Raw genomic sequence first — 19,924 nt, 5'->3', positions numbered from 1 at the left:
CTCGCCTTTTCGTCCCCTGGGAGTGCCTCGTGAGAACCGCCGTCGTCATCGGAACCGGACTGATCGGCACCTCCGCGGCGCTCGCCCTGTCCGCCCGGGGCATCACCGTCCACCTCGCCGACCACGACCCGGACCGGGCCCGTACGGCGGCCGCCCTCGGGGCCGGCACCGACGAGCCCGCGCGGGAGCAGGTCGACCTCGCGATCGTCGCCGTACCGCCGGCCCACGTGGCCGCGACCCTGGCCGACCTGATCGGGCGCGACGTCGCGCGCGCCTACGTGGACGTGGCCAGCGTCAAGGGCGGACCGCGGCGGGAGCTGGCGGCGCTCGGCGTGGACGTCACCGCCTACATCGGCACGCACCCGATGGCCGGCAAGGAGCAGTCCGGGCCGCTCGCCGCCACCGCCGACCTCTTCGAGGGCCGCCCGTGGGTGCTGACCCCCACCCGGGACACCGACCACGAGGTGCTCAACCTCGCGCTGGAGCTGGTGGCCCTCTCCCGCGCCGTACCGGTGGTGATGGACGCCGACGCCCACGACCGCGCGGTGGCCCTCGTCTCTCACACCCCCCAGCTGGTCTCCAGCATGGTCGCGGCCCGGCTGGAGGAGGCCGACGAGACGGCGGTACGGCTCTGCGGGCAGGGCATCCGCGACGTGACCCGGATCGCCGCCTCCGACCCGCGGATGTGGGTGGAGATCCTGTCGGCCAACCCGGGACCGGTGGCCGACGTCCTCGCCGGGATCGCCGCCGACCTGGAGGAGACCGTGGAAGCCCTACGGGGCCTGCAGTCCGCCGACGTGGAGAAGCGGCGCGGCGGCGCCGCCGGCATCGAGGACGTGCTGCGCCGGGGCAACGCCGGCCGCGTCCGGGTCCCCGGCAAGCACGGCGCGGCACCCACGGTCTACGAGACGGTGGCCGTCCTCATCAGCGACCAGCCCGGTGAACTGGCCCGGATCTTCGCCGACGCCGGCCGGGCCGGGGTCAACATCGAGGACGTCCGGATCGAGCACGCGACGGGCCAGCAGGCCGGCCTCGTCCAGCTCATGGTGGAACCGCGGGCGGTGGCCGGCCTGACCGCCGAGCTGCGCGAGCGGGGCTGGGCGCTGCGCCAGCAGTAGGGGAGCGGCGGGCGAGCGGCGGCGAGGGGCGGGCGAGGGGCGGCGGAGAGCGGCGGGCGAGGGGCGGCGGAGAGGGGCCGCCGGCCCCCAGGACGCACGGCGGGGACGGGGGCCGTCCGGGGCCGGTAACCTTGGGGAGGGGCGCTTTGCCGCGCCCGGACACGTACGCGCAACCAGGAAGGTGCCCGCACCGTGGAAACCGCAGCTCCGTCCGCCGTGATCGTCGCCATCGACGGTCCCTCCGGCACGGGCAAGTCCAGCACCTCCAAGGCCGTGGCCGCCAAGCTCGGGCTGCGCTACCTGGACACCGGCGCCCAGTACCGGGCCATCACCTGGTGGATGATCACCAACGGCGTCGACACCGACGACCCGCAGGCCATCGCGATCGCCGCCGGCAAGCCCACCATCGTGTCCGGCACCGATCCGGCCGCCCCCACCATCACCGTGGACGGCCTCGACGCCGCCGGTCCCATCCGGACCCAGGAGGTCACCTCGAAGGTCAGCGCCGTCAGCGCCGTCCCCGAGGTGCGCACCCTGATCACCGACCTGCAACGCTCCATCGCCGCCGAGGCGGCCCAGGAGGCCGACGGGATCGTCGTCGAGGGCCGGGACATCGGCACCACCGTCCTGCCCGACGCCGACCTCAAGGTCTTCCTGACCGCTTCCGCCGAGGCGCGCGCCGCCCGGCGCAGCGGCGAGCTCCGCGGCAAGGAGGCCGCCGACCTCGCGGCCACCAAGGAGGCGCTGATCAAGCGCGACGCGGCCGACTCCGGCCGCAAGACCTCCCCGCTGGCCAAGGCCGACGACGCCGTCGAGGTGGACACCACCGAGCTCACGCTCGACCAGGTGATCGAATGCGTCGTGACGCTGGTGGAAGAGAAGCGGGCGGGCCGCAAGTGAGCCAAGCGCCCTCCCTCAAGGGTGCGGCGGTCGGTAGGCGCATCGGCATCGGGCTCATGTACGGGCTCTGGAAGCCGCGCGTACTGGGGGCCTGGAAGGTGCCCGCCTCGGGCCCCGTCATCCTCGCGGTGAACCACTCGCACAACATCGACGGCCCCATGGTCATGGGCACCGCGCCCCGGCCGCTGCACTTCCTGATCAAGAAGGAAGCGTACGTGGGCCCGCTCGGCCCCTTCCTCGACGGGATCGGGCAGGTCAAGGTCGACCGCGGCGGCCCCGACCGGACGGCGATAGGCCGCGCCCTCGGCGTGCTCGACAATGGAGGAGCCCTGGGGATATTTCCCGAGGGCACCCGGGGCGAGGGCGACTTCGCCTCGCTGCGCGCGGGCCTCGCGTACTTCGCGGTCCGTAGCGGCGCACCCATCGTCCCCGTGGCCGTGCTGGGCAGCGGGGACACCCCGGGGCGGGTCGTCAAGGGCCTGCCGGCCCTCAAGAGCCGGGTCGACGTCGTCTTCGGCTCGGCCTTCGACGCGGGCGACGGCAGTGGCCGCCGTACCCGTACCGCCCTGGACCAGGCCACCGTACGCATCCAGGACCGGCTGACCGCCCACCTGGCCGATGCCAAGCGCCTGACCGGGCGCTGAGCGAGACTTGAACCAGTAGTGGAACCGCGCTGCGCGGGTACCACCGACCACCACGAACGACGAGGAACGGACTTCATGAACGACCAGCACGACCACGGAGCACTTGGCGACGCCGAGTACGCGGAGTTCATGGAGCTCGCCGCGGAAGAGGGCTTCGACATCGAAGAGGTCGAAGGCGCGATCGAGGAGGCCGGTCACGGCCCGCTTCCCGTCCTCGCCGTCGTCGGCCGCCCCAATGTCGGCAAGTCGACCCTGGTGAACCGGATCATCGGCCGCCGCGAAGCGGTCGTCGAGGACAAGCCCGGCGTCACCCGCGACCGCGTCACGTACGAGGCCGAATGGGCCGGCCGCCGCTTCAAGGTCGTCGACACCGGCGGCTGGGAGCAGGACGTCCTCGGCATCGACGCCTCCGTCGCCGCCCAGGCCGAGTACGCCATCGAGGCCGCCGACGCGGTCGTCTTCGTCGTCGACTCCAAGGTCGGCGCCACCGACACCGACGAGGCCGTCGTCCGGCTGCTGCGCAAGGCGGGCAAGCCCGTCGTGCTGTGCGCCAACAAGGTCGACGGCCAGAGCGGCGAGTCCGACGCGGCCTCCCTGTGGTCGCTGGGCCTCGGCATGCCGCACCCGGTCTCCTCGCTGCACGGCCGCGGCACCGGTGACATGCTCGACGCCGTCCTGGAGGCCCTGCCCGAGGCCCCCGAGCAGACCTTCGGCGGCGCCGCCCCCGGCGGCCCGCGCCGCATCGCGCTCATCGGCCGCCCGAACGTCGGCAAGTCCTCGCTCCTGAACAAGGTGGCGAAGGAGGACCGCGTCGTCGTCAACGAGCTGGCCGGCACCACCCGCGACCCGGTCGACGAGCTCATCGAACTCGGTGGCATCACCTGGAAGTTCGTCGACACCGCCGGTATCCGCAAGAAGGTCCACCTGCAGCAGGGCGCCGACTACTACGCCTCCCTGCGCACGGCCGCCGCCGTCGAGAAGGCGGAGGTCGCGGTGATCCTCATCGACACCACCGAGACCATCAGCGTCCAGGACCAGCGCATCATCACGATGGCCGTCGAGGCGGGCCGCGCGATCGTGGTCGCCTACAACAAGTGGGACGAGCTCGACGAGGAGCGCCGCTACTACCTCGAGCGCGAGATCGAGACCGAGATGCAGCAGGTCTCGTGGGCGCCCCGGGTGAACGTCTCGGCGCTCACCGGCCGTCACATGGAGAAGCTGGTCCCGGCGATCGAGACGGCCCTGGCGGGCTGGGAGACGCGCGTCCCCACCGGCCGGCTGAACGCCTTCCTCGGTGAGGTCGTCGCCGCCCACCCGCACCCGATCCGTGGCGGCAAGCAGCCCCGCATCCTGTTCGGTACCCAGGCGGGCAGCAAGCCGCCGCGGTTCGTCCTCTTCGCCTCCGGCTTCCTGGAGCACGGCTACCGGCGCTTCATCGAGCGCCGCCTGCGCGAGGAGTTCGGCTTCGAGGGCACCCCGATCCACATCTCGGTACGGGTGCGCGAGAAGCGCGGCGCCCAGTACAAGAAGAAGAAGTAGCAGCAGGGCGAGGACTCCGGCGCACTCGGCGGGGTCAGTAGCCCCGGCGCGGAGCGGGCGGCAGGGCCGCCGGGATGTGTGTCATCCCGGTCTGGTGCTGCCGCCCGTCGGCGTATGCGGGGTTGCCCGCGTACGAGTACGCCGGCTGCGGCTGCGGGGTGTACGAGGGCTGCCAGCCGTCGACGCGCTGCCACGCGGAGCCGTTCCAACCGCTGCCGTACGACGTGCCGCTCGTGTACGAGCCCCCGTAGGAGAAGGCCGTGAAGCCGTGGTCCTCCTCGCCGCTGCGGTCGCCCGGCAGCGCCCTGAAGGCGCGCAGGTACTCCGAGTACAGCGTGTCGTAGATCGGGGTGTGCGAGACGGCCGGAGAAGGGTCCCGGTCCCGTGCGGGACGCATCGCGGGGACGGTGCTCGGATGGGACGGGGCGCGGGAGGAGTCGTATGAATGCACGTACCAGCCAACGAAACCGGCGCTCTGCGGATGCGGGGTGACAGGGTCGGAAACACAGATCGCCGGGGGTGTGCGGGACGGACCGCACACCCCCGGCGCACGCCGCCCGGCCCCCTCGGCAGGGGGCTGGGCGGCCGTCTCCGTACCGGCTGGATCAGGCGCCGGGCGTACCCGCCAGCGGCATCGCGGCGGCCACGAGCTTGCCCGCGGCGGCGGCCTTGTCCAGCGCGTCGCGCAGCAGGTCCTCGCGGGGCTGCTGGCCGATGGAACCGACCGGGGCGGCGTAGATGAGCACGCGCTGGGTCTTGTTGACGGCGGCCCGCCAGCCGTCGGTGACCGACAGCGCCTGGTGCGCCTGCCACCAGGCGACCTGACCGCCACCGTCGTTGCCCGGCTGCAGCACGGCGTGCAGCTGGCCCGCGGCGAGCAGGACCGACCAACCGCCGAGGACGGTGGGGACCTCGGAGGTGTCGGTGACCGGGATGAAGCCCTGCTCGATCAGGAGCGGCAGGAAGTCGTCGCCGGGGCCGTCGCTGCCGGGGCGGGCGATGGGCGCGGTCGGCTCGACGACCAGGGCGGGGTGCAGCTCCCCGGCGATCAGGATCAGGCCGCTGGTGATGCCGAGGACGGCCTGGCCGCCGGAGACGTTCTGCGGGGCGACACCGGGGCCGCCGGCGCCGGCCGGGCTGTCGCCGGTGATGCTGCGGACGGCGCCCTGGAGCTGCTCCTCGGAGACCGAGACCACCTGCGAGGGGATGCACGTGGCGTGGGCGAAGGCGAGGACGGCGGTCTCCTCGCCGACGAACAGCACCGTGCTGGTGCGGTCGTTCTCGGGGTCGCCCGGGGTGCGGCAGGAGGTGCAGTCGTAACTGCGCGGCGCGTCCTCGCCGACGAGCAGCCTGTCGGCTTCTTCGTCACCGATCTCGGCACGTACCTCATCACTGACGTCGAGCATGCGCGGCACGGGGTGGCTCCTCGGCATAGGTGCGGGTCCGGGAGGCTCCCGGCTCGCCGGGCTCAACGGCCGAGCGACGGCCGGGGTCACGCCATTTGAGGGAACGGATTCGAACCTGGCCCCCGGAAGGGTGAACCGTCCGACCGGAGCTTTGCTTTCATGCCAACTGATTTCTGGTTGTGCTCAGTTGATGCCCAGGTGTGGTCGTTCGGAGCGGTGTCGGCGGTCGGCCGACCGAGTGGGCGCGGTGACCTGCCGCGTGGCGGGCCGAAGGAGGCCGCGCACGGCTGCGTAGCGTGACCCGATGCCCAACCACCGGACCAGTCGGGCCGCTTTCGGCGGCGCCGTCGCGCTCGCCGCCTTACTGGCGCTCCTGCCGCCCCCCGGCCCGGCGGCCGCGGCTCCGCCGCCACCGGCGCCCGGACCGGCCGGGGCGGCGTACCCGGGCTCGCCCGGGGTGATCGGCGACGGGCCGGGGGACTGCGGACCGGGCGGGGAGTGGCCCTGGGACTGCGTGGCCGACTGCGAGAGCGGCGGGCGGTGGTCGGTGAACACCGGCAACGGCTTCTACGGCGGGCTGCAGTTCTGGCAGCCGACCTGGGAGGAGTTCGGCGGATCGGCGTTCGCGGAACGGGCCGACCTGGCCACCCGCGTGCAGCAGATCCGCGTCGCGGAGGAGGTCCTCGGCTCGCAGGGCTGGAACGCGTGGCCGGTGTGCTCCAAGCGGTACGGGCTGGCCGGGCGGATGCACGCGGTGCGGACCGGCGACACCCTGGTGTCGATCGCCCGCAAGCACCGCGTCCGGGGCGGGTGGCGGGCGCTGTACGAGGCGAACCGGGAGCGGATCGGGCCGAAGCCGGAGGCCCTGGTGGTGGGCATGCTGCTGGTCGTCCCCACGTCGGAGCCCGCCGCCCGGCCGCCGGCCCCGGCCGGGCCGACACCCGCGCAGCCGCCGGCCCCGGTGCCGGGTCCGAAGCCCGCGCCGGTCACCACCCCGACCGGGGGGCCCGTTACGCCGGCGCCGTCACCACGCCCCTGACCAGGCAGTCCGGACGGTCCGGGCCGGCCGCGCGTTGCGCGATGCCGTGAGGGCGTCGACCCTGGAGACGACGGGCCGAACGGCTCGATCGGACTCCGGTGGTGAGCCAGATGCTCCAGAGCAGACACCCACGCGCACGCCGACGGGCACCCGCACGTGCCACGGCCTGCGCCGCGGCCGCGGTCCTGCTGGCCGTACCGGCGGTCGTGGGGTGGTCCTCACCCGCCGGGGCCACCGAGGCCCCCCGCGCGCCCTTCGCCACGGTCCTCGCCCTGCCCGCCGCGGACGGGCCCGCGGATCCCGAGGCGGCCGAGGAGCAGATCGAGAAGAACTGGACCGCCTTCTTCGACCCGAAGACCCCGACCGACGAGAAGGCCGAGCTGCTGCAGCACGGCGAGCTGCTCACGGTGCTGCTGGACGGGTTCTCGGCCGGTGCCGAGGCGGCCAAGACCTCCGTCGAGGTCACCGGCGTCACCTTCACCTCGCCCACCGAGGCCGAGGTGACCTACGACCTCAAGGTCGGCGACGAGACGGTACTGCCCGGCAGCAAGGGGACCGTGGAGTTCGAGGACGGGGTCTGGAAGGTCTCCGTGAAGACCCTCTGCGCGCTCGTCGAACTCAGCGGCGCCGAGGCACCCCCGCTGGTCTGCTGAGCCCCGCCCACTCCCGGCACGGGCCGCCGCGGCGCGCCGGCAGACTCTGGGGATGCTCGATACCTCCGCACGCCTGCTGCGCCTGCTGTCCCTGCTGCAGGCCCACCGTGAATGGACCGGGGCCGACCTCGCCGACCGCCTCGGGGTCACCGCGCGGACGGTCCGGCGCGACGTCGACCGGCTGCGGGAGCTCGGCTATCCGGTCAACGCCAGCCCCGGGACCGGCGGCGGCTACCAGTTGGGCGCGGGGGCCGAGCTGCCGCCGCTGCTGCTGGACGACGACGAGGCCGTGGCCGTCGCCGTGGGCCTGCGCACCGCCGCCGGGAACGGGGTCGAGGGCATCGGGGAGGCCTCCGTACGAGCCCTCGCGAAGCTGGAGCAGGTACTGCCGTCGCGGCTGCGCCGCCGGGTGTCCGCGCTCAACGAGTTCACCGTACCGATGCTGCGCGGCGCCCAGCGGTCCACCGTGGACCCGGCGGTGTTGACCGAGCTGGCCTCGGTCTGCCGGGACGGCGAACGGCTGCGCTTCGGATACCGCGACCACGAGGGCGACGTCAGCCGCCGCACCGTCGAACCGCACCGGCTGGTGTGCACCGAGCGGCGTTGGTACCTCGTGGCCTGGGACCTGGACCGGGAGGCGTGGCGGACCTTCCGCGCGGACCGGATCGAGCCGCGGCCTCCGCACGGACCGCGGTTCACCCCACGCCCGCCGCCCGCCGAGGACCTCGCCGCGTACGTCGCCGAGGGCGTGTCCCAGCGGGCGTACGCGGCCCGCGCGGTGGTGCGACTGAAGGTCTCGGCGCAGGACGCGGCACAGATCATCGGGCCGAGCGACGGAGTCCTGGAACCGCTCGACGAGCAGAGCTGTCTGCTGCGCACCGGGGCGGTGAGCCTGGACGTTCTGGTGATTCACGTCATGCTGATCGGTTGTGAGTTCGAAGTGGTCGAGCCGCCTGAGCTGACGGATCGGATCAGGGCCGCGCGGGATCTCCTGGGGAGGGCCGTGGGGGCCGGAGAAGTGAAGGAAATGTAGGGAAGCTGAGGGGGATTCAACTGGTCTGGGCCAAGGGGATCGTGGCTATCCCGGACCGGAATTCGGTCGTGTTCCGCGCGAATTCCAAACGGTCTGAACCCCGGGCGTGTCGCGGACCGCTAAACAATGTGCGGCTGTTGATATTCTGTGACACAAGCGTGACCCGGGACGGACGAACGTCCGGGCGCGGCGCTGACGAACGGCGAAGGCGGGCCGGGTCCGAGGACCCGACCCGCCTTCGTGCGTCGCGGGGTGAGGTGGTGCGTACCGCCCCCGCGGTGGTGCGTCAGCCGCCGGCGACCGGACGGGCCGCGGTCCCCCGGGTGGCGGCCCGTTCGGTGTGCGCCGGGCGGCGGCTGCCGACCGGGGTGACCGGGGTCCGCTCGGAGCGGATCACGTGCGGCCGGCCGGCCGGGTGCACGACGGGCCGGGCGGTGGGGGAGTGCGCGGTGACGGCGCTCGCGGGGGCCGCGGCGGCCGCCACCGTGACGGCGCCCCTGACGGGCTGCGGGACCGGCTCCTCGACGGCGCCCGTGGCGGTGCCGACGACAACCTCGGTGGAGACCGCGGTGACGGGCCGCAACTGCCACTTGCCGCCCGCCGAGAGCAGCGGGGTGAGCGCGGCGACGACCGGCGCGGGCATCCGTCCGGTCTCGGCGCGGCGGCGCAGCAGTTCGCGCACGTCGAAGACGTAGGTCTCGGTCCGGGCGATGAGCGGCTCGAACCAGGGGAGCGCCAGCAGGATCAGCAGACCCGCGGACCATCCGAGCAGGACGTCACTGACCCAGTGGGTGCCGAGGTACACGGTGGTGGCGCCGACGCTCAGCGAGACGACGGCGGACACCACGGACAGCACCCGACGGGTGACCCCGGTGGAGGCCAGGTAGGCCAGGATTCCCCAGGTCACCACGGCGTTGGCGGTGTGACCGGAAGGGAATATATCGCCACCGGCGAAGAGTTCGGCGGATCCGATCTCCGTGGCGTAGTGCGGGCCGAGCCGGCCGAGGCCGAGCTTGACGGCCCCGACGGTGATGTTGAGCAGCAGCAGCGCCACGCCGAGGGTGATCAGCGGGCGGAGGGTGTGCTGGCGCCAGGAGCGCCAGCCGAGCCAGGCGGCGACCATGACCGCGGTGGGTCCGCGCTGGCCGAGCACGACCAGGTAGTCGAGGAAGGCGTGCAGCTGCGGCCACTGCTCGTAGGGCCGGAAGAACATGATCTGCCAGTCGAGGCGGACCAGCCAGGAGGTGGTCAGTACGGCGACCACGATGGCGAGGTAGAAGGCGAGGGTCGATCCCAGGAGTACGACGCGGTGCCGGCTCATCTGCGGGGTTTGCAGATGAGCCGGTCGCTCTGGTTCCCGGTCCAGCCGGGCGAACACCCGCTCCAGACGGGTCAGGATTTGGTCGGTACGCACTCAATCGACGTTACCGTCCGGCGATGGTCGGCCCGGGCGAATCACGGGCTTTGTGATGACCATGTGATGTGGAGTTGGTCTCACACGGGACTTAATTCCCGTTATTTCGACTGCGGTTGACCGTCTCTTGATCCACAGCTTCGGCAATTGCTTTGGTCACTTATCCGGACTTTATTGCTGTGGAGGCCATTTCTTTTGCTGAAAGATGGACCGGAATGATCCATTCCGTGATGTGGGGGCCCTAGGGAGGACCCGAGCCGTTCAGCCAGAACGCCCCGTAGACCGCGGAGGCCAGGGCCAGCGCGCCCACCACCGAGGCCGCCCGCCCCGTCCGCCACCGCGCCAGCGCCACCGCCGGCGGCAGCAGCAACGGGAAGGCGGGCAACAGCAGCCGGGGCTTGGAACCGAAGTAGCCGGACGCGCACAGCGCCAGCGCCACCACGATCCCGCAGTACACGAGCAGCGGCACCGGCTGCCGCTGCTGTACGCACTTCCCGTACAGCCAGAGCACCAGCACGACCCCCGCGATCAGTCCCACCCCGGCGAGGAACGCGGACGAGGCCAGCTTCGCCCCGATGAACCCGGCGAACGCCCAGCCGCCGTCGAAGCCGTTGCCCCAGCCGCCCTGCACGTCCAGGTAGCCCAGCAGGCCGCCGCCGGTGCGCGCGCCGACCCACAGCACGTACGCCGCCGCGCCCGCCGGAGCCAGCAGCGCCCCCGCGACCGTCCGCCAGGACCGCTCCCCGCGCCGCCAGGCCAGAGCCGCGGCCACCCACACCGCCGCGACCACCGCCGCACCGACCGGGCGGGTCAGCCCGGCTCCGGCCGCGAGCAGCCCCGCCGTCAGCCACCGTCCGCGCAGGGCCGCGTGGATCGACCAGGCGGCCAGGGCGGTGAACAGCGACTCGCTGTACGCCATGGACTGCACGATCCCGACCGGCAGCGCGGCCCAGACGGCGACCGCGAAGACCCCGACCCGGCGGCCGTGGACCAGCTCCGCCACCGCGAAGATCCCCCAGGCCGCGGCGAACCCCGCGACCACCGACACCACCAGACCCGCGGAGCCGTACGAGAGCCCGGTCGGCGCCGACACCAACCGCTCCAGCCACGGCAGCAACGGGAAGAACGCCAGGTTCGAGTGGACGTCCCCGTTCGGGAGCAGCACCTCGTACCCGTATCCCTCCGCGGCGATACGGGCGTACCAGAGCGAGTCCCAGCGGGCCGACAGCAGCGTGTGCGGGCTGCTGCCGACCACCGCGCCCCACACCGCGAGCACGGTCAGCCCGAGCAGCCGGACCGCAGCGAAGGCGGCCAGCGCGGGGGCGGCCCGGCGAAATCCAAGATCTTCCACAGACATGATTATCGGTGCCGCCGGCCCAGGACCCTTCGGAGGCCGCGGCGGGGCCGGTGCGTGGGGGACGCGGACACCACGAGCCGTGAGCGCGCGTGTACACGGGGGAATGCTGAGGGTGGGGGGAGTGGCGCACGCCACACCGGGGCCTCCGCCGGGATGAGAGCTTGGCCACGTGACGGGCAGACGAACTCGCGTACGCTGACCGTTCACTCGCGTGTCGATGCCGGACCCCGTTGGACGCCGCACAGCGCACCACCCCCCGTGGCTCCACAAGACGCTGGTCCGCCGAGCGCGAGGGATCACCTGGGAGGTACATGCATGTCGGGGACGAACGCGGCCGGGGTCCGGACCCTTTCCCCCTGGCAGCGGCTCCACGCGGCTTCCGGTGGGGCCAACCGCTGGGTCGTCCTGGCGGTGCTCTGCGTCAGCCTGGTCCTCGTCGCGCTCGACGCGACGATCCTGCACGTCGCCGTCCCCTCCGTCACCGAGGACCTGCGCCCCGGCTCGATCGAGCTCCTGTGGATCGTCGACGCGTACCCCTTGGTCTGCGCCTCGCTCCTCATCCTCTTCGGCACCCTCGGCGACCGGGTCGGCCGCCGTCGCATCCTCCTCCTCGGCTACGGGCTCTTCGGCGTGGCCTCCGCGATAGCCGCCCTGGCCGACAACGCCCAGGTCCTCATCGCCGCGCGCGCCCTGCTCGGCATCGGCGGCGCGATGATCATGCCCGCCACCCTGTCGATCCTGCGGCAGGTCTTCCCCGACCGGCGCGAGCGCGCGCTCGCCATCGGCATCTGGACCGCCGTCGCCGCCGTCGGCGCGGCCAGTGGCCCGGTGCTCGGCGGCTTCCTCGTCCAGCACTTCTGGTGGGGCTCCGTCTTCCTCATCAACATCCCGCTGATGGCGCTGATCCTGCCGCTCGGCCGCTGGCTGCTGCCGGAATCGCGCGGCTCCGCCGACGGGCCGTGGGACGTGCTCGGCGCGCTGATGGCCGCCGCCGGTGTGCTCGGCGCGGTGCTCGGGGTCAAGCGGCTGGGCGCCGAACGCCGGCTCCTCGACGTGGAGGCGCTGGTCCCGCTGCTGATCGGCGTGGTGCTGCTCGTGCTGTTCGTACGGCGGCAGAAGCGGCGCGAGCACCCGCTCATCGACATGCGGATGTTCTCGCGGGCCGCCTTCTCCACGTCGGTCGCGTGCATCGTCCTCGCCATGCTGGCCCTGGTCGGCCTCGAGCTGATCGCCGTCCAGTACCTGCAGCTGGTGCTGGACCTCAGCCCGCTGGAGACCGGTCTGCGGCTGCTGCCGCTGACCTTCGCCGCCATGGCCGCGGGCGCCACCGGCTCGTACACCCTGAGCCGGGTCGGGCCGCGCACGATGGTGTCGCTGGGCTTCGTCCTGACCGCCTTCGCCGTGCTGCTGCTGACGTTCATGGGCCAGCAGGACCGGCCGCTGCTGCTGACCATCGGCTTCGTCCTGCTCGGCTTCGGGCTGCAGACCACGCTGTTCGCCGCGTACGAGTCGATGCTGAGCGAGGCCCCGGCGGCCACCGCGGGCGGCGCGGCCTCGATCGGCGAGACCTCGTACCAGCTGGGCGCGGGCATGGGCATCGCACTGCTGGGCAGCGTGATGAACGCGGCGTACCGGCCGGGGCTCATGGGCGTGCCCGGGGTGTCGGCGGCGGATTCGGCGGGCGCGGCCAATTCTCTGGGCGAGGCCTACCAGATCGCCGCGCACCTCGGGGGGCCGGCGGGGGCTTCGCTGTACGCGGCGGCGCGCCAGTCGTTCGTGCACGGTCTGCATGTGACGTTGCTGGTGAGTGCCGGGTTGTTGGTGGCGGGGGCCGTGATGGCGCTGAAGTTGCCGCGGGTGATGGAGTGCGGGGCGGCCGATGCGGCCGATGCGGCCGAGGACGCGGAGTCGGCCGGCGTGCGGGTGCCCGCGCAGGCGAAGTGCGAGGCGCGGGCGACCGCGGTCGAGCAGGCGGGCTGAGCTTCGGCTCTGTGACGTGCGGCGCCGTTGCCGGGGCGCCGCCCCGGACCCCGCGCCTCAAACGCCGGCGAGGCTGGAAGAGCGCCTCGAACGCCGGCGGGGCTGCTTCGGTGGGGCTGGATTTGCGGGGCCGGGGCCAATAACGTCGGCCGGGCGCAAAACTTGCGCTGCTAGGTTCTGTCTCAGGCCGCCGGGAGGCCCCGTGTCAGCGTTCCTGCCCCATGACCCGCTCGGGCTCGACGAGCTCCTCGGGCCCGAGGACCTCGCCGTCCGGGACACCGTCCGTGCCTGGGCCGCCGACCGGGTGCTGCCGAACATCGCGCAGTGGTACGAGAGCGGCGAGCTGCCCGGGATCCGCGAGCTGGCCCGGGAACTCGGTGGCATCGGGGCGCTCGGGATGTCCCTCCAGGGCTACGGGTGCGCCGGCGCGAGCGCCGTGCAGTACGGGCTGGCCTGCCTGGAGCTGGAGGCCGCCGACTCCGGGATCCGCTCGCTCGTGTCGGTGCAGGGCTCGCTGGCCATGTACGCGATCTGGAAGTACGGCTCCGAGGAGCAGAAGCAGCGTTGGCTGCCCGGCATGGCCGCCGGCGAGCTGATCGGCTGCTTCGGGCTGACCGAACCCGATGTGGGCTCGGACCCCGCGGCAATGCGGACGTACGCCAAGCGCGACGGCACCGACTGGGTGCTGAACGGTCGCAAGATGTGGATCACGAACGGTTCCGTCGCGGCGGTCGCCGTGGTGTGGGCGCAGACCGACGAGGGGATCCGCGGCTTCGCGGTGCCCACCGACACCCCCGGTTTCTCCGCGCCGGAGATCAAGCACAAGTGGTCACTGCGGGCCAGCGTCACCAGCGAGCTGGTGATGGACGACGTACGGCTGCCCGCCGACGCGGTGCTGCCGCAGGTCACCGGGCTCAAGGGACCGCTGGGCTGCCTCAGCCACGCGCGGTACGGGATCATCTGGGGATCCATGGGCGCGGCGCGGGCCAGCTTCGAGTCCGCGCTCGACTACGCGAGGACGCGGGAGCAGTTCGGTCGGCCGATCGGCGGTTTCCAGCTCACCCAGGCCAAGCTGGCGGACATGGCCCTGGAGCTCCACAAGGGCATCCTGCTCGCCCACCACCTGGGCCGGCGGATGGACGCGGGCACCCTGCGGCCGGAGCAGATCAGCTTCGGCAAGCTCAACAACGTCCGCGAGGCCATCGAGATCTGCCGCACCGCGCGGACCATCCTCGGCGCCAACGGGATCTCCCTGGAGTATCCCGTCATGCGGCACGCCACCAACCTCGAATCGGTCCTCACCTACGAGGGCACGGTCGAGATGCACCAGCTGGTGCTGGGCAAGGCACTCACCGGCCTGGACGCCTTCCGGTGAGAGCCCTGCTCAGCTCTGGTTGAAGAAGTCGCGTGAGCGGCCGCCCGCTTCGCCACTGACGATCTGGGTGTCGGCCGGGGTCAGGAGGAAGACCCTGGTCGCCACCCGCTCGATCGAACCGCGCAGCCCGAAGGTCAGTCCGGCCGCGAAGTCGACGACGCGCTTCGCGTCGCCCGGGTCCATCGACGACAGGTTGACGATCACCGGGACCCCGTCGCGGAACAGCTCGCCGATGCCCCGCGCGTCACGGAAACCGTCCGGGGTGACCGTCGCGATGCGACGGCCGTGCTCCACGGCGGACTCGGAGGCCACCCGCACCCGCGGGTCGGTGACCCACTGCTCGCCGGGGCCGGCCACCGAACCCTGAGGGGCCTCCGCGTAGTCGTCGTCGTAGTAGCGCTCGTCGTCGCTGTCCTCCACGAGACCCAGCCAGGCACTCGCCTTGCGCACCGAACCCATGGACTGCCTCCTTTCACCGCGGTCAGTCTGTCTTCTCTCCGCTGCCCCTATGCTCGTCCATGATGCTGACAACGCGCCAAGTGGATAGTCGCCGCGCAGGGGTTTCGTGACGGTACTGGTGCAGAACATCCGTTGCACGGTCAAGGATCCTGGTGGCTACCGCTGCTGACTGAGTGAAAATACGACCGCCACCGCTGTACGGGTGAGCGATGCGGACGTTCGGGTGAAAGGCGCGGGTCGATACGATGCCCGGCAAGCAGGCGTACGACACACGGGGGAAGCGGCTTGTTCGGCATAGTGAGACCTTGCACGCACCGGCTGGGAGAGCGGTTCAAGGCGGAGTGGATGGCTCATCTGTGCGGGCTGTGCCTGGCACTTCGGGGAGACCACGGACAGTTCGCCCGGATCGTGACGAACTATGACGGGCTGCTCGTCTCCGTTCTGACGGAGGCTCAGTCAGGCATCGCGCCCGAGGCCCGGCGCACCGCCGGCCCGTGCCCGCTGCGCGGCATGCGCACCGCCTCCGTGGCCCAGGGCGAGGGCGCGCGGCTCGCCGCGGCCGTCTCGCTCGTGCTCGCCTCCGCCAAGGTGCGCGACCACGTGGCCGACCGGGACGGGCTGTTGGCCCGCGCCCCCATGGCCTTGGCCGCGCGCAAGGTGGCCCGCGGCTGGGACCGGGCCGGAGCCCGCACCGGGGCCTCGCTCGGCTTCGACACCGCCGTGCTCGTCGACGCCGTGGACCGGCAGGCGGGCATCGAGACCCTCGCGGGCCTCGGTACCTCCGTACTGGTGGTGACCGAGCCGACGGAGACCGCCACGGCCGCCGCCTTCGCGCATACCGCGCAGCTGGCCGGACGGCCGGGCAACGCCCCCGCGCTGGCCGAGGCCGGTCGGTACTTCGGCCGCCTCGCGCACCTGCTCGACGCGGTGGAGGACCAGGGCGCCGACGCCGTCGCGGGCGCCTGGAACCCGCTCACCGCCACCGGGACCTCGCTCGCCGAGGCGCGCAGGCTCTGCGACGACGCCTTGCACGGCATCCGGCTGGCCCTGCGGGAGGTCGAGTTCACGGACGCGGGACTCGCCCACCGGCTGCTCGTGCACGAGCTGCGCACCTCGGTGGACCGGGCCTTCGGCACCAGCAGCTGCGGCCACGGCGCCACGGCCTCCGCCGGGCAGGGAGGCAACCCGTACGCGGGCGGCCCCGTGGTGGAGAATCCGTACGGAGCGAACCCGTACGGCCAGAATCCGTACGGCGGCAACCCCTACGCCCCGAACGCCCCCCAGGCCCCCGGCGGCCCGGGCGTGCCGCCCATGGGGCCCGGCGGTGGCGGCGGCGGTGGTGGCGGTGGCTGGGGGCTGCCCCCGCAGCGGCCGCGCCGCGGGCTGCTGGCCGGCTGCGCGGTGGCCATCGGGCTGTTCTGCACCTGCCAGATGTGCTGCGCCGAGCACGAGGGCCCGTGGTCGCGGGAGAAGAAGGACCCGTGGTGCGACGCAGGTGACTGCTGTGACGGCTGCGACTGCTGCGGCGACTGCGGATGCGGCGACTGCTGCTGCTGTCCCTGCGACGGCTGCTGAGGCCCTTTCAGATTTCACAGGTCCGGACGGCGTACGCGGGGATTCCCGTCCGGACCCGCGTGGAAGGGTTCAGCGGGATGAGCGACGACGCAGACGACCCGCACGCCGCGTGGCGGGAATGGCACGAGCGCAGGGCGGCGGCCGTGTCCGCGCCCTACGGGCCCCTCGCGCTGACCGGAACCTGCTGGCTCGCCGACTACCCGGAAGGTCGAATTCCGGCCGTTCCGGGGCGCTGGCGCGCCACAGAGGCCGCAGCGGCGCCGACCGCCACCCCCGAGGACTCCTGCCGGCTCGACGGCGAGCCCCAGGCCGGTGAGGTGCTCCTCGACGCCGACGAGGGTGCTCCCGCGCACGCCCGAACCTCCACCGGACAACCGCGGATCGTCGTGATCCGGCGCCAGGGGGAGTGGGGAGTCCGCGTCCACGACCCCGCCTCCGAGGCCCGCCGGGCCTTCGCCGGCGTCGAAGTCACCCCCTGCGACCCCGCCTTCGTCCTGCCGGGACGGTTCCGGCCGTACGCCGAGGACCGGAGCGTCGAGGTGGAGAACGACGACGGGCGGGCGCGTGGGCTCGCCCTCGGCGGAGAGCTGATCTTCCCCTACCAGGGTGCCGAGCACACCCTCCAGGTCGCCGTCGACCCGGACGACGGCAGCCTCCGGGCCGTCTTCGCCGATGCCACCGCGGCGACCGCCGGCCACCGCTTCCTGCGACCCGGCATACCCGACGCGCGAGGCGCGATCACGGTCGATCCCAACCGTTCCCCGCTGCCTCCCTGCGCTTTCGCGGACCACGTCATCTGACCTTTCCCGCCGCCCGGGAACACGCTGCCCTTCGAGGTCGCGGCGGGCGAGCGGAGGCTGAAAGCCGCTCTTGCGACCGGTATCCGACGCCAGGACACTCCCGACAGCGCTTGTCAGGGGCACGGCCAAAGTTCATGCGCCCGCCGTGCCCCCGGCTGCGCCTCACGGGCTCTGGCACCCCCACAACCGCCGGGCCCCCGACCCTCTCCAGGAGGACGCGAAGTGAGGATCAAGCGCATGACCCGTACCAGGCTGCTCGCGGCGGCCACCGGCCTGGCCGCCGCCGCAGCGCTCGCCGTCCCCACGGCCGCGAGCGCGGAAGCCGGCCGGGACGGCAAGGACACGGCATTCAGCGCCGACCGGCTCGCCTCGGCCGGCGCATCCGTCCTGCGCGCCGACGTGGCGGGCACCGCCTGGCACACCGACCCCGCCAACGGAACCCTCGTGGTCTCCGCCGACTCCACCGTCTCCGACGCCGGAATCGCGAGAATCAAGCGCGAGGCCGGAACCGACGTCGGCGCGCTGCGCATCGAACGCATCCCCGGCAAGCTCACCAAACTGGTGTCCGGCGGCGACGCCATCTACGCCACCAGCTGGCGCTGTTCGCTCGGCTTCAACGTGCGCAGCGGCAGCACCTACTACGCCCTGACCGCCGGGCACTGCACCGACGGCGCGGGCACCTGGTGGAGCAACTCCGCCCGCACCACCGTCGTGGGTTCCACGGTCGGCTCCAGCTTCCCGACCAACGACTACGGCCTCATCAAGTACGCGAGCAACTCGCCGGTGCCCCCCGGTACCGTCGGCAGCCAGGACATCACCAGCGCCGTGAACGCCACGGTCAACATGTCCGTGACCAGGCGCGGGTCCACCACCGGGATCCACAGCGGCCGGGTCACCGGCCTCAACGCCACCGTCAACTACGGCGGCGGCGACATCGTCTACGGCATGATCCGCACCAACGTGTGCGCCGAACCCGGCGACAGCGGCGGCCCGCTCTACTCGGGCGCCCGCGCCGTCGGCCTGACCTCCGGCGGCAGCGGCAACTGCTCCTCGGGCGGAACGACCTTCTTCCAGCCCGTGGTCGAAGCCCTGGGCGCCTACGGGGTCAGCGTCTACTGACGGTGACTCATACGCCCCCGTCGCACCCCTGGACGTCCTCCCGCCTTCTGGGAGGATGTTCCGGGCGGCCATGTCCACGGGGGAGGCTGGTTACTGCATGAAACGAATCGGCGTGACCGGGCACCGAGCCATTCCGGACTCGGTGCTCGGCCATGTGGAGAGCGCCCTGCGGGCCGTACTGGGCGGCCACGAAGGACCGCTGGAGGCCTTCTCCAGCCTCGCCGAGGGAGCGGACCAACTCTTCGCCGCCATCGCCCTCGAACACGGCGCCGACCTCACCGTGGTGATCCCCAGCGGGGACTACGAGGACGCCTTCGAGGGCCCCGACGCACTCGCCCGCTACCGAGGCCTGAAGAACCGGGCCACCCAGGAGGTCCGGATGGACTTCCCCCGCTCCACGGACGAGGCCTACTACGCCGCCGGCACCTACATCGCCGACTCCTGCGACCGGCTCGTCGCCGTCTGGGACGGGCAGCCCGCCCGCGGGCACGGCGGCACCGCCGAGATCGTCGCCTACGCGCGGACACTCGGCAAACCGGTCACCGTCATCTGGCGCGAGGGCGTGACCCGCGACTGAGCCACGCCCCCACCCTCAACTGCTGTGCCGGGCCAGCCAGTCCGTGTGCTGCGGCGACACGTACCGCTCGGTCTCGTACACCGACGACGGCCACTGCGACTCGGTGATGGTCGTCTGCATCACGACCATCATCGCCGCCAGATCCTGCTCGATCAGGGTGTGCGCCTCGATCAGCGGATGGTGCCGGCGCACCTCGTTCCAGGCGATCCCGGCCGCCGCCGCCGCGCTCAGCAGCGCGGTCAGCCTCGGCCCCGGACCCGAACCGAACGACCCCAGCAGCGCGAACAGCAGCGCCAGACAGGTCAGCAGCACGATCGTCCACGACCACAGGTTCGTCGCCCGCCGGGACACCTCCGTCCGCCGCCGGTACCAGTTGCGCTGCTCGATCAGCCGGTCCCGGACGTACGTCTCCCGCCGCGCCTGGTAGTCCATCCCGCGCAGCCGCTCCATCGCGCCGGTGATCTCCCCGCCCTCCGGCACCGCCCCGGCGGCCCGCGGATCGTCCCAACCCATCTTCCGCAGCTCGGCCAGACCCGCCTCCAGCCGGGTCCGGTACGTCGCCTCGGGCGCGGCGACCTCACTGCCGAACGGTGCCCCGTGGACCGCGTACCGCCAGGCCAGGGACTTGATGAACTCCGCCGCACTACGGTTGAGCTGCCACTGCGGGCGGGCCCGGCGCCGGGTCGCCCGCACGCCCACGCCCAGCACCCCCACGTACGCGAGCACGCTCAGCAGCCCGAAGAAGTACATCGAACCCAGCTTCGGCCCGGCGGGCAGCGCGGCCGCCGCCGCGGCCAGGACCAGCAGCAGCAACTGGGCACGGGTGGCCTGCGTGGACTCCCGCTGGCGGGAGATCGCCGCCTGGTCGGTGTGGTGGAAGAGGGCCGGCAGGTCCTCGTTTCGAAAGGTCATGCTGTCGGTCACAGCGCCCCCCTG

Annotated in this window: 19 protein-coding genes; 13 read left to right on the top strand and 6 right to left on the bottom strand. The window is 72.6% G+C overall.

All coding sequences use genetic code 11. The annotated features are described in order from the left end of the window. The first annotated feature begins 29 nt into the window (after positions 1-29). From BCL76_RS21170 to der, 4 genes are all read left to right on the top strand, one after another. Complete coding sequence (locus BCL76_RS21170) at positions 30-1,118, top strand: prephenate dehydrogenase (RefSeq protein WP_109781001.1); 1,089 nt, start codon at positions 30-32, stop codon at positions 1,116-1,118. A gap of 192 nt (positions 1,119-1,310) precedes the next feature. After that, positions 1,311-2,018, top strand: coding sequence for a (d)CMP kinase (cmk, locus tag BCL76_RS21165; protein WP_030769457.1), 708 nt, complete (start codon positions 1,311-1,313; stop codon positions 2,016-2,018). Continuing rightward, positions 1,973-2,662 carry a lysophospholipid acyltransferase family protein gene (locus tag BCL76_RS21160; protein ID WP_375137946.1) on the top strand — a complete coding sequence of 230 codons (690 nt, stop codon included), beginning with the start codon at positions 1,973-1,975 and terminating at the stop codon, positions 2,660-2,662. Before cmk ends, BCL76_RS21160 begins: the two co-directional genes overlap by 46 nt. Positions 2,663-2,737: 75 nt before the next feature. Further along, the gene (gene der / locus BCL76_RS21155) at positions 2,738-4,201 is read left to right on the top strand and encodes a ribosome biogenesis GTPase Der (RefSeq protein WP_109781000.1); all 1,464 of its coding nucleotides are present in this window, start codon (positions 2,738-2,740) and stop codon (positions 4,199-4,201) included. Between the two features lie 34 nt (positions 4,202-4,235). Here der and BCL76_RS21150 read toward each other — a convergent pair whose 3' ends face one another. Next, the gene (locus BCL76_RS21150) at positions 4,236-4,598 is read right to left on the bottom strand and encodes a hypothetical protein (protein ID WP_109780999.1); all 363 of its coding nucleotides are present in this window, start codon (positions 4,596-4,598) and stop codon (positions 4,236-4,238) included. 208 nt (positions 4,599-4,806) lie between these two features. Continuing rightward, positions 4,807-5,616, bottom strand: a complete 810-nt coding sequence (locus tag BCL76_RS21145) for a hypothetical protein (protein ID WP_109780997.1) — start codon at positions 5,614-5,616, stop codon at positions 4,807-4,809. A 295-nt stretch (positions 5,617-5,911) separates the two neighbouring features. Between BCL76_RS21145 and BCL76_RS21140 the strand changes: the two genes are divergently transcribed. The 3 genes from BCL76_RS21140 (at position 5,912) to BCL76_RS21130 (ending at position 8,332) form a co-directional block, all read left to right on the top strand. Then, a complete protein-coding gene (locus BCL76_RS21140; protein WP_109780995.1) occupies positions 5,912-6,646 on the top strand; it encodes a LysM peptidoglycan-binding domain-containing protein in 735 nt (244 codons plus the stop codon). A gap of 110 nt (positions 6,647-6,756) precedes the next feature. Next, positions 6,757-7,299: a hypothetical protein gene (locus tag BCL76_RS21135; RefSeq protein ID WP_258309817.1), complete on the top strand. Its 543-nt coding sequence runs from the start codon at positions 6,757-6,759 to the stop codon at positions 7,297-7,299. Positions 7,300-7,351: 52 nt separating this feature from the next. Continuing rightward, positions 7,352-8,332 carry a helix-turn-helix transcriptional regulator gene (locus BCL76_RS21130; RefSeq protein WP_109780993.1) on the top strand — a complete coding sequence of 327 codons (981 nt, stop codon included), beginning with the start codon at positions 7,352-7,354 and terminating at the stop codon, positions 8,330-8,332. A 286-nt stretch (positions 8,333-8,618) separates the two neighbouring features. Here the strand turns inward: BCL76_RS21130 and BCL76_RS21125 are convergent, their stop codons facing one another. Next, complete coding sequence (locus BCL76_RS21125) at positions 8,619-9,746, bottom strand: phosphatase PAP2 family protein (protein WP_109780992.1); 1,128 nt, start codon at positions 9,744-9,746, stop codon at positions 8,619-8,621. Between the two features lie 241 nt (positions 9,747-9,987). After that, complete coding sequence (locus tag BCL76_RS21120) at positions 9,988-11,103, bottom strand: glycosyltransferase family 39 protein (protein ID WP_109780991.1); 1,116 nt, start codon at positions 11,101-11,103, stop codon at positions 9,988-9,990. A 315-nt stretch (positions 11,104-11,418) separates the two neighbouring features. Between BCL76_RS21120 and BCL76_RS21115 the strand changes: the two genes are divergently transcribed. Together BCL76_RS21115 and BCL76_RS21110 are read left to right on the top strand one after the other, a co-directional pair. Beyond that, the gene (locus BCL76_RS21115) at positions 11,419-13,083 is read left to right on the top strand and encodes an MFS transporter (protein WP_109780990.1); all 1,665 of its coding nucleotides are present in this window, start codon (positions 11,419-11,421) and stop codon (positions 13,081-13,083) included. 202 nt (positions 13,084-13,285) lie between these two features. Continuing rightward, positions 13,286-14,458, top strand: coding sequence for an acyl-CoA dehydrogenase family protein (locus BCL76_RS21110; protein WP_109780989.1), 1,173 nt, complete (start codon positions 13,286-13,288; stop codon positions 14,456-14,458). Between the two features lie 9 nt (positions 14,459-14,467). On the opposite strand, the gene BCL76_RS21105 is transcribed toward BCL76_RS21110, so the two are convergent. After that, positions 14,468-14,917, bottom strand: a complete 450-nt coding sequence (locus tag BCL76_RS21105) for a cell division protein SepF (RefSeq protein WP_030730025.1) — start codon at positions 14,915-14,917, stop codon at positions 14,468-14,470. Positions 14,918-15,202: 285 nt separating this feature from the next. On the opposite strand from BCL76_RS21105, the gene BCL76_RS21100 reads away from it, so the two are divergent. The 4 genes from BCL76_RS21100 to BCL76_RS21085 all read left to right on the top strand — a co-directional run bounded on the left by BCL76_RS21100 (position 15,203) and on the right by BCL76_RS21085 (position 18,988). Beyond that, positions 15,203-16,492 carry a DUF5685 family protein gene (locus BCL76_RS21100; RefSeq protein ID WP_109780988.1) on the top strand — a complete coding sequence of 430 codons (1,290 nt, stop codon included), beginning with the start codon at positions 15,203-15,205 and terminating at the stop codon, positions 16,490-16,492. A gap of 77 nt (positions 16,493-16,569) precedes the next feature. Further along, a complete protein-coding gene (locus tag BCL76_RS21095; protein WP_109780987.1) occupies positions 16,570-17,292 on the top strand; it encodes a DUF1684 domain-containing protein in 723 nt (240 codons plus the stop codon). Positions 17,293-17,514: 222 nt separating this feature from the next. Beyond that, on the top strand, positions 17,515-18,411 hold the full coding sequence (locus BCL76_RS21090) for a S1 family peptidase (RefSeq protein WP_375137945.1): 897 nt from the start codon (positions 17,515-17,517) through the stop codon (positions 18,409-18,411). A gap of 97 nt (positions 18,412-18,508) precedes the next feature. Further along, complete coding sequence (locus BCL76_RS21085; protein WP_109780986.1) at positions 18,509-18,988, top strand: hypothetical protein; 480 nt, start codon at positions 18,509-18,511, stop codon at positions 18,986-18,988. 15 nt (positions 18,989-19,003) lie between these two features. Here the strand turns inward: BCL76_RS21085 and BCL76_RS21080 are convergent, their stop codons facing one another. Then, complete coding sequence (locus tag BCL76_RS21080) at positions 19,004-19,900, bottom strand: DUF4231 domain-containing protein (RefSeq protein WP_109781067.1); 897 nt, start codon at positions 19,898-19,900, stop codon at positions 19,004-19,006. Between the last annotated feature and the right edge of the window lie 24 nt (positions 19,901-19,924).

The organism is Streptomyces sp. CG 926 (assembly GCF_003148825.1).
Taxonomy (GTDB): Bacteria; Actinomycetota; Actinomycetes; order Streptomycetales; family Streptomycetaceae; genus Streptomyces.
This window is presented reverse-complemented; position numbering and strand designations above follow the sequence as displayed.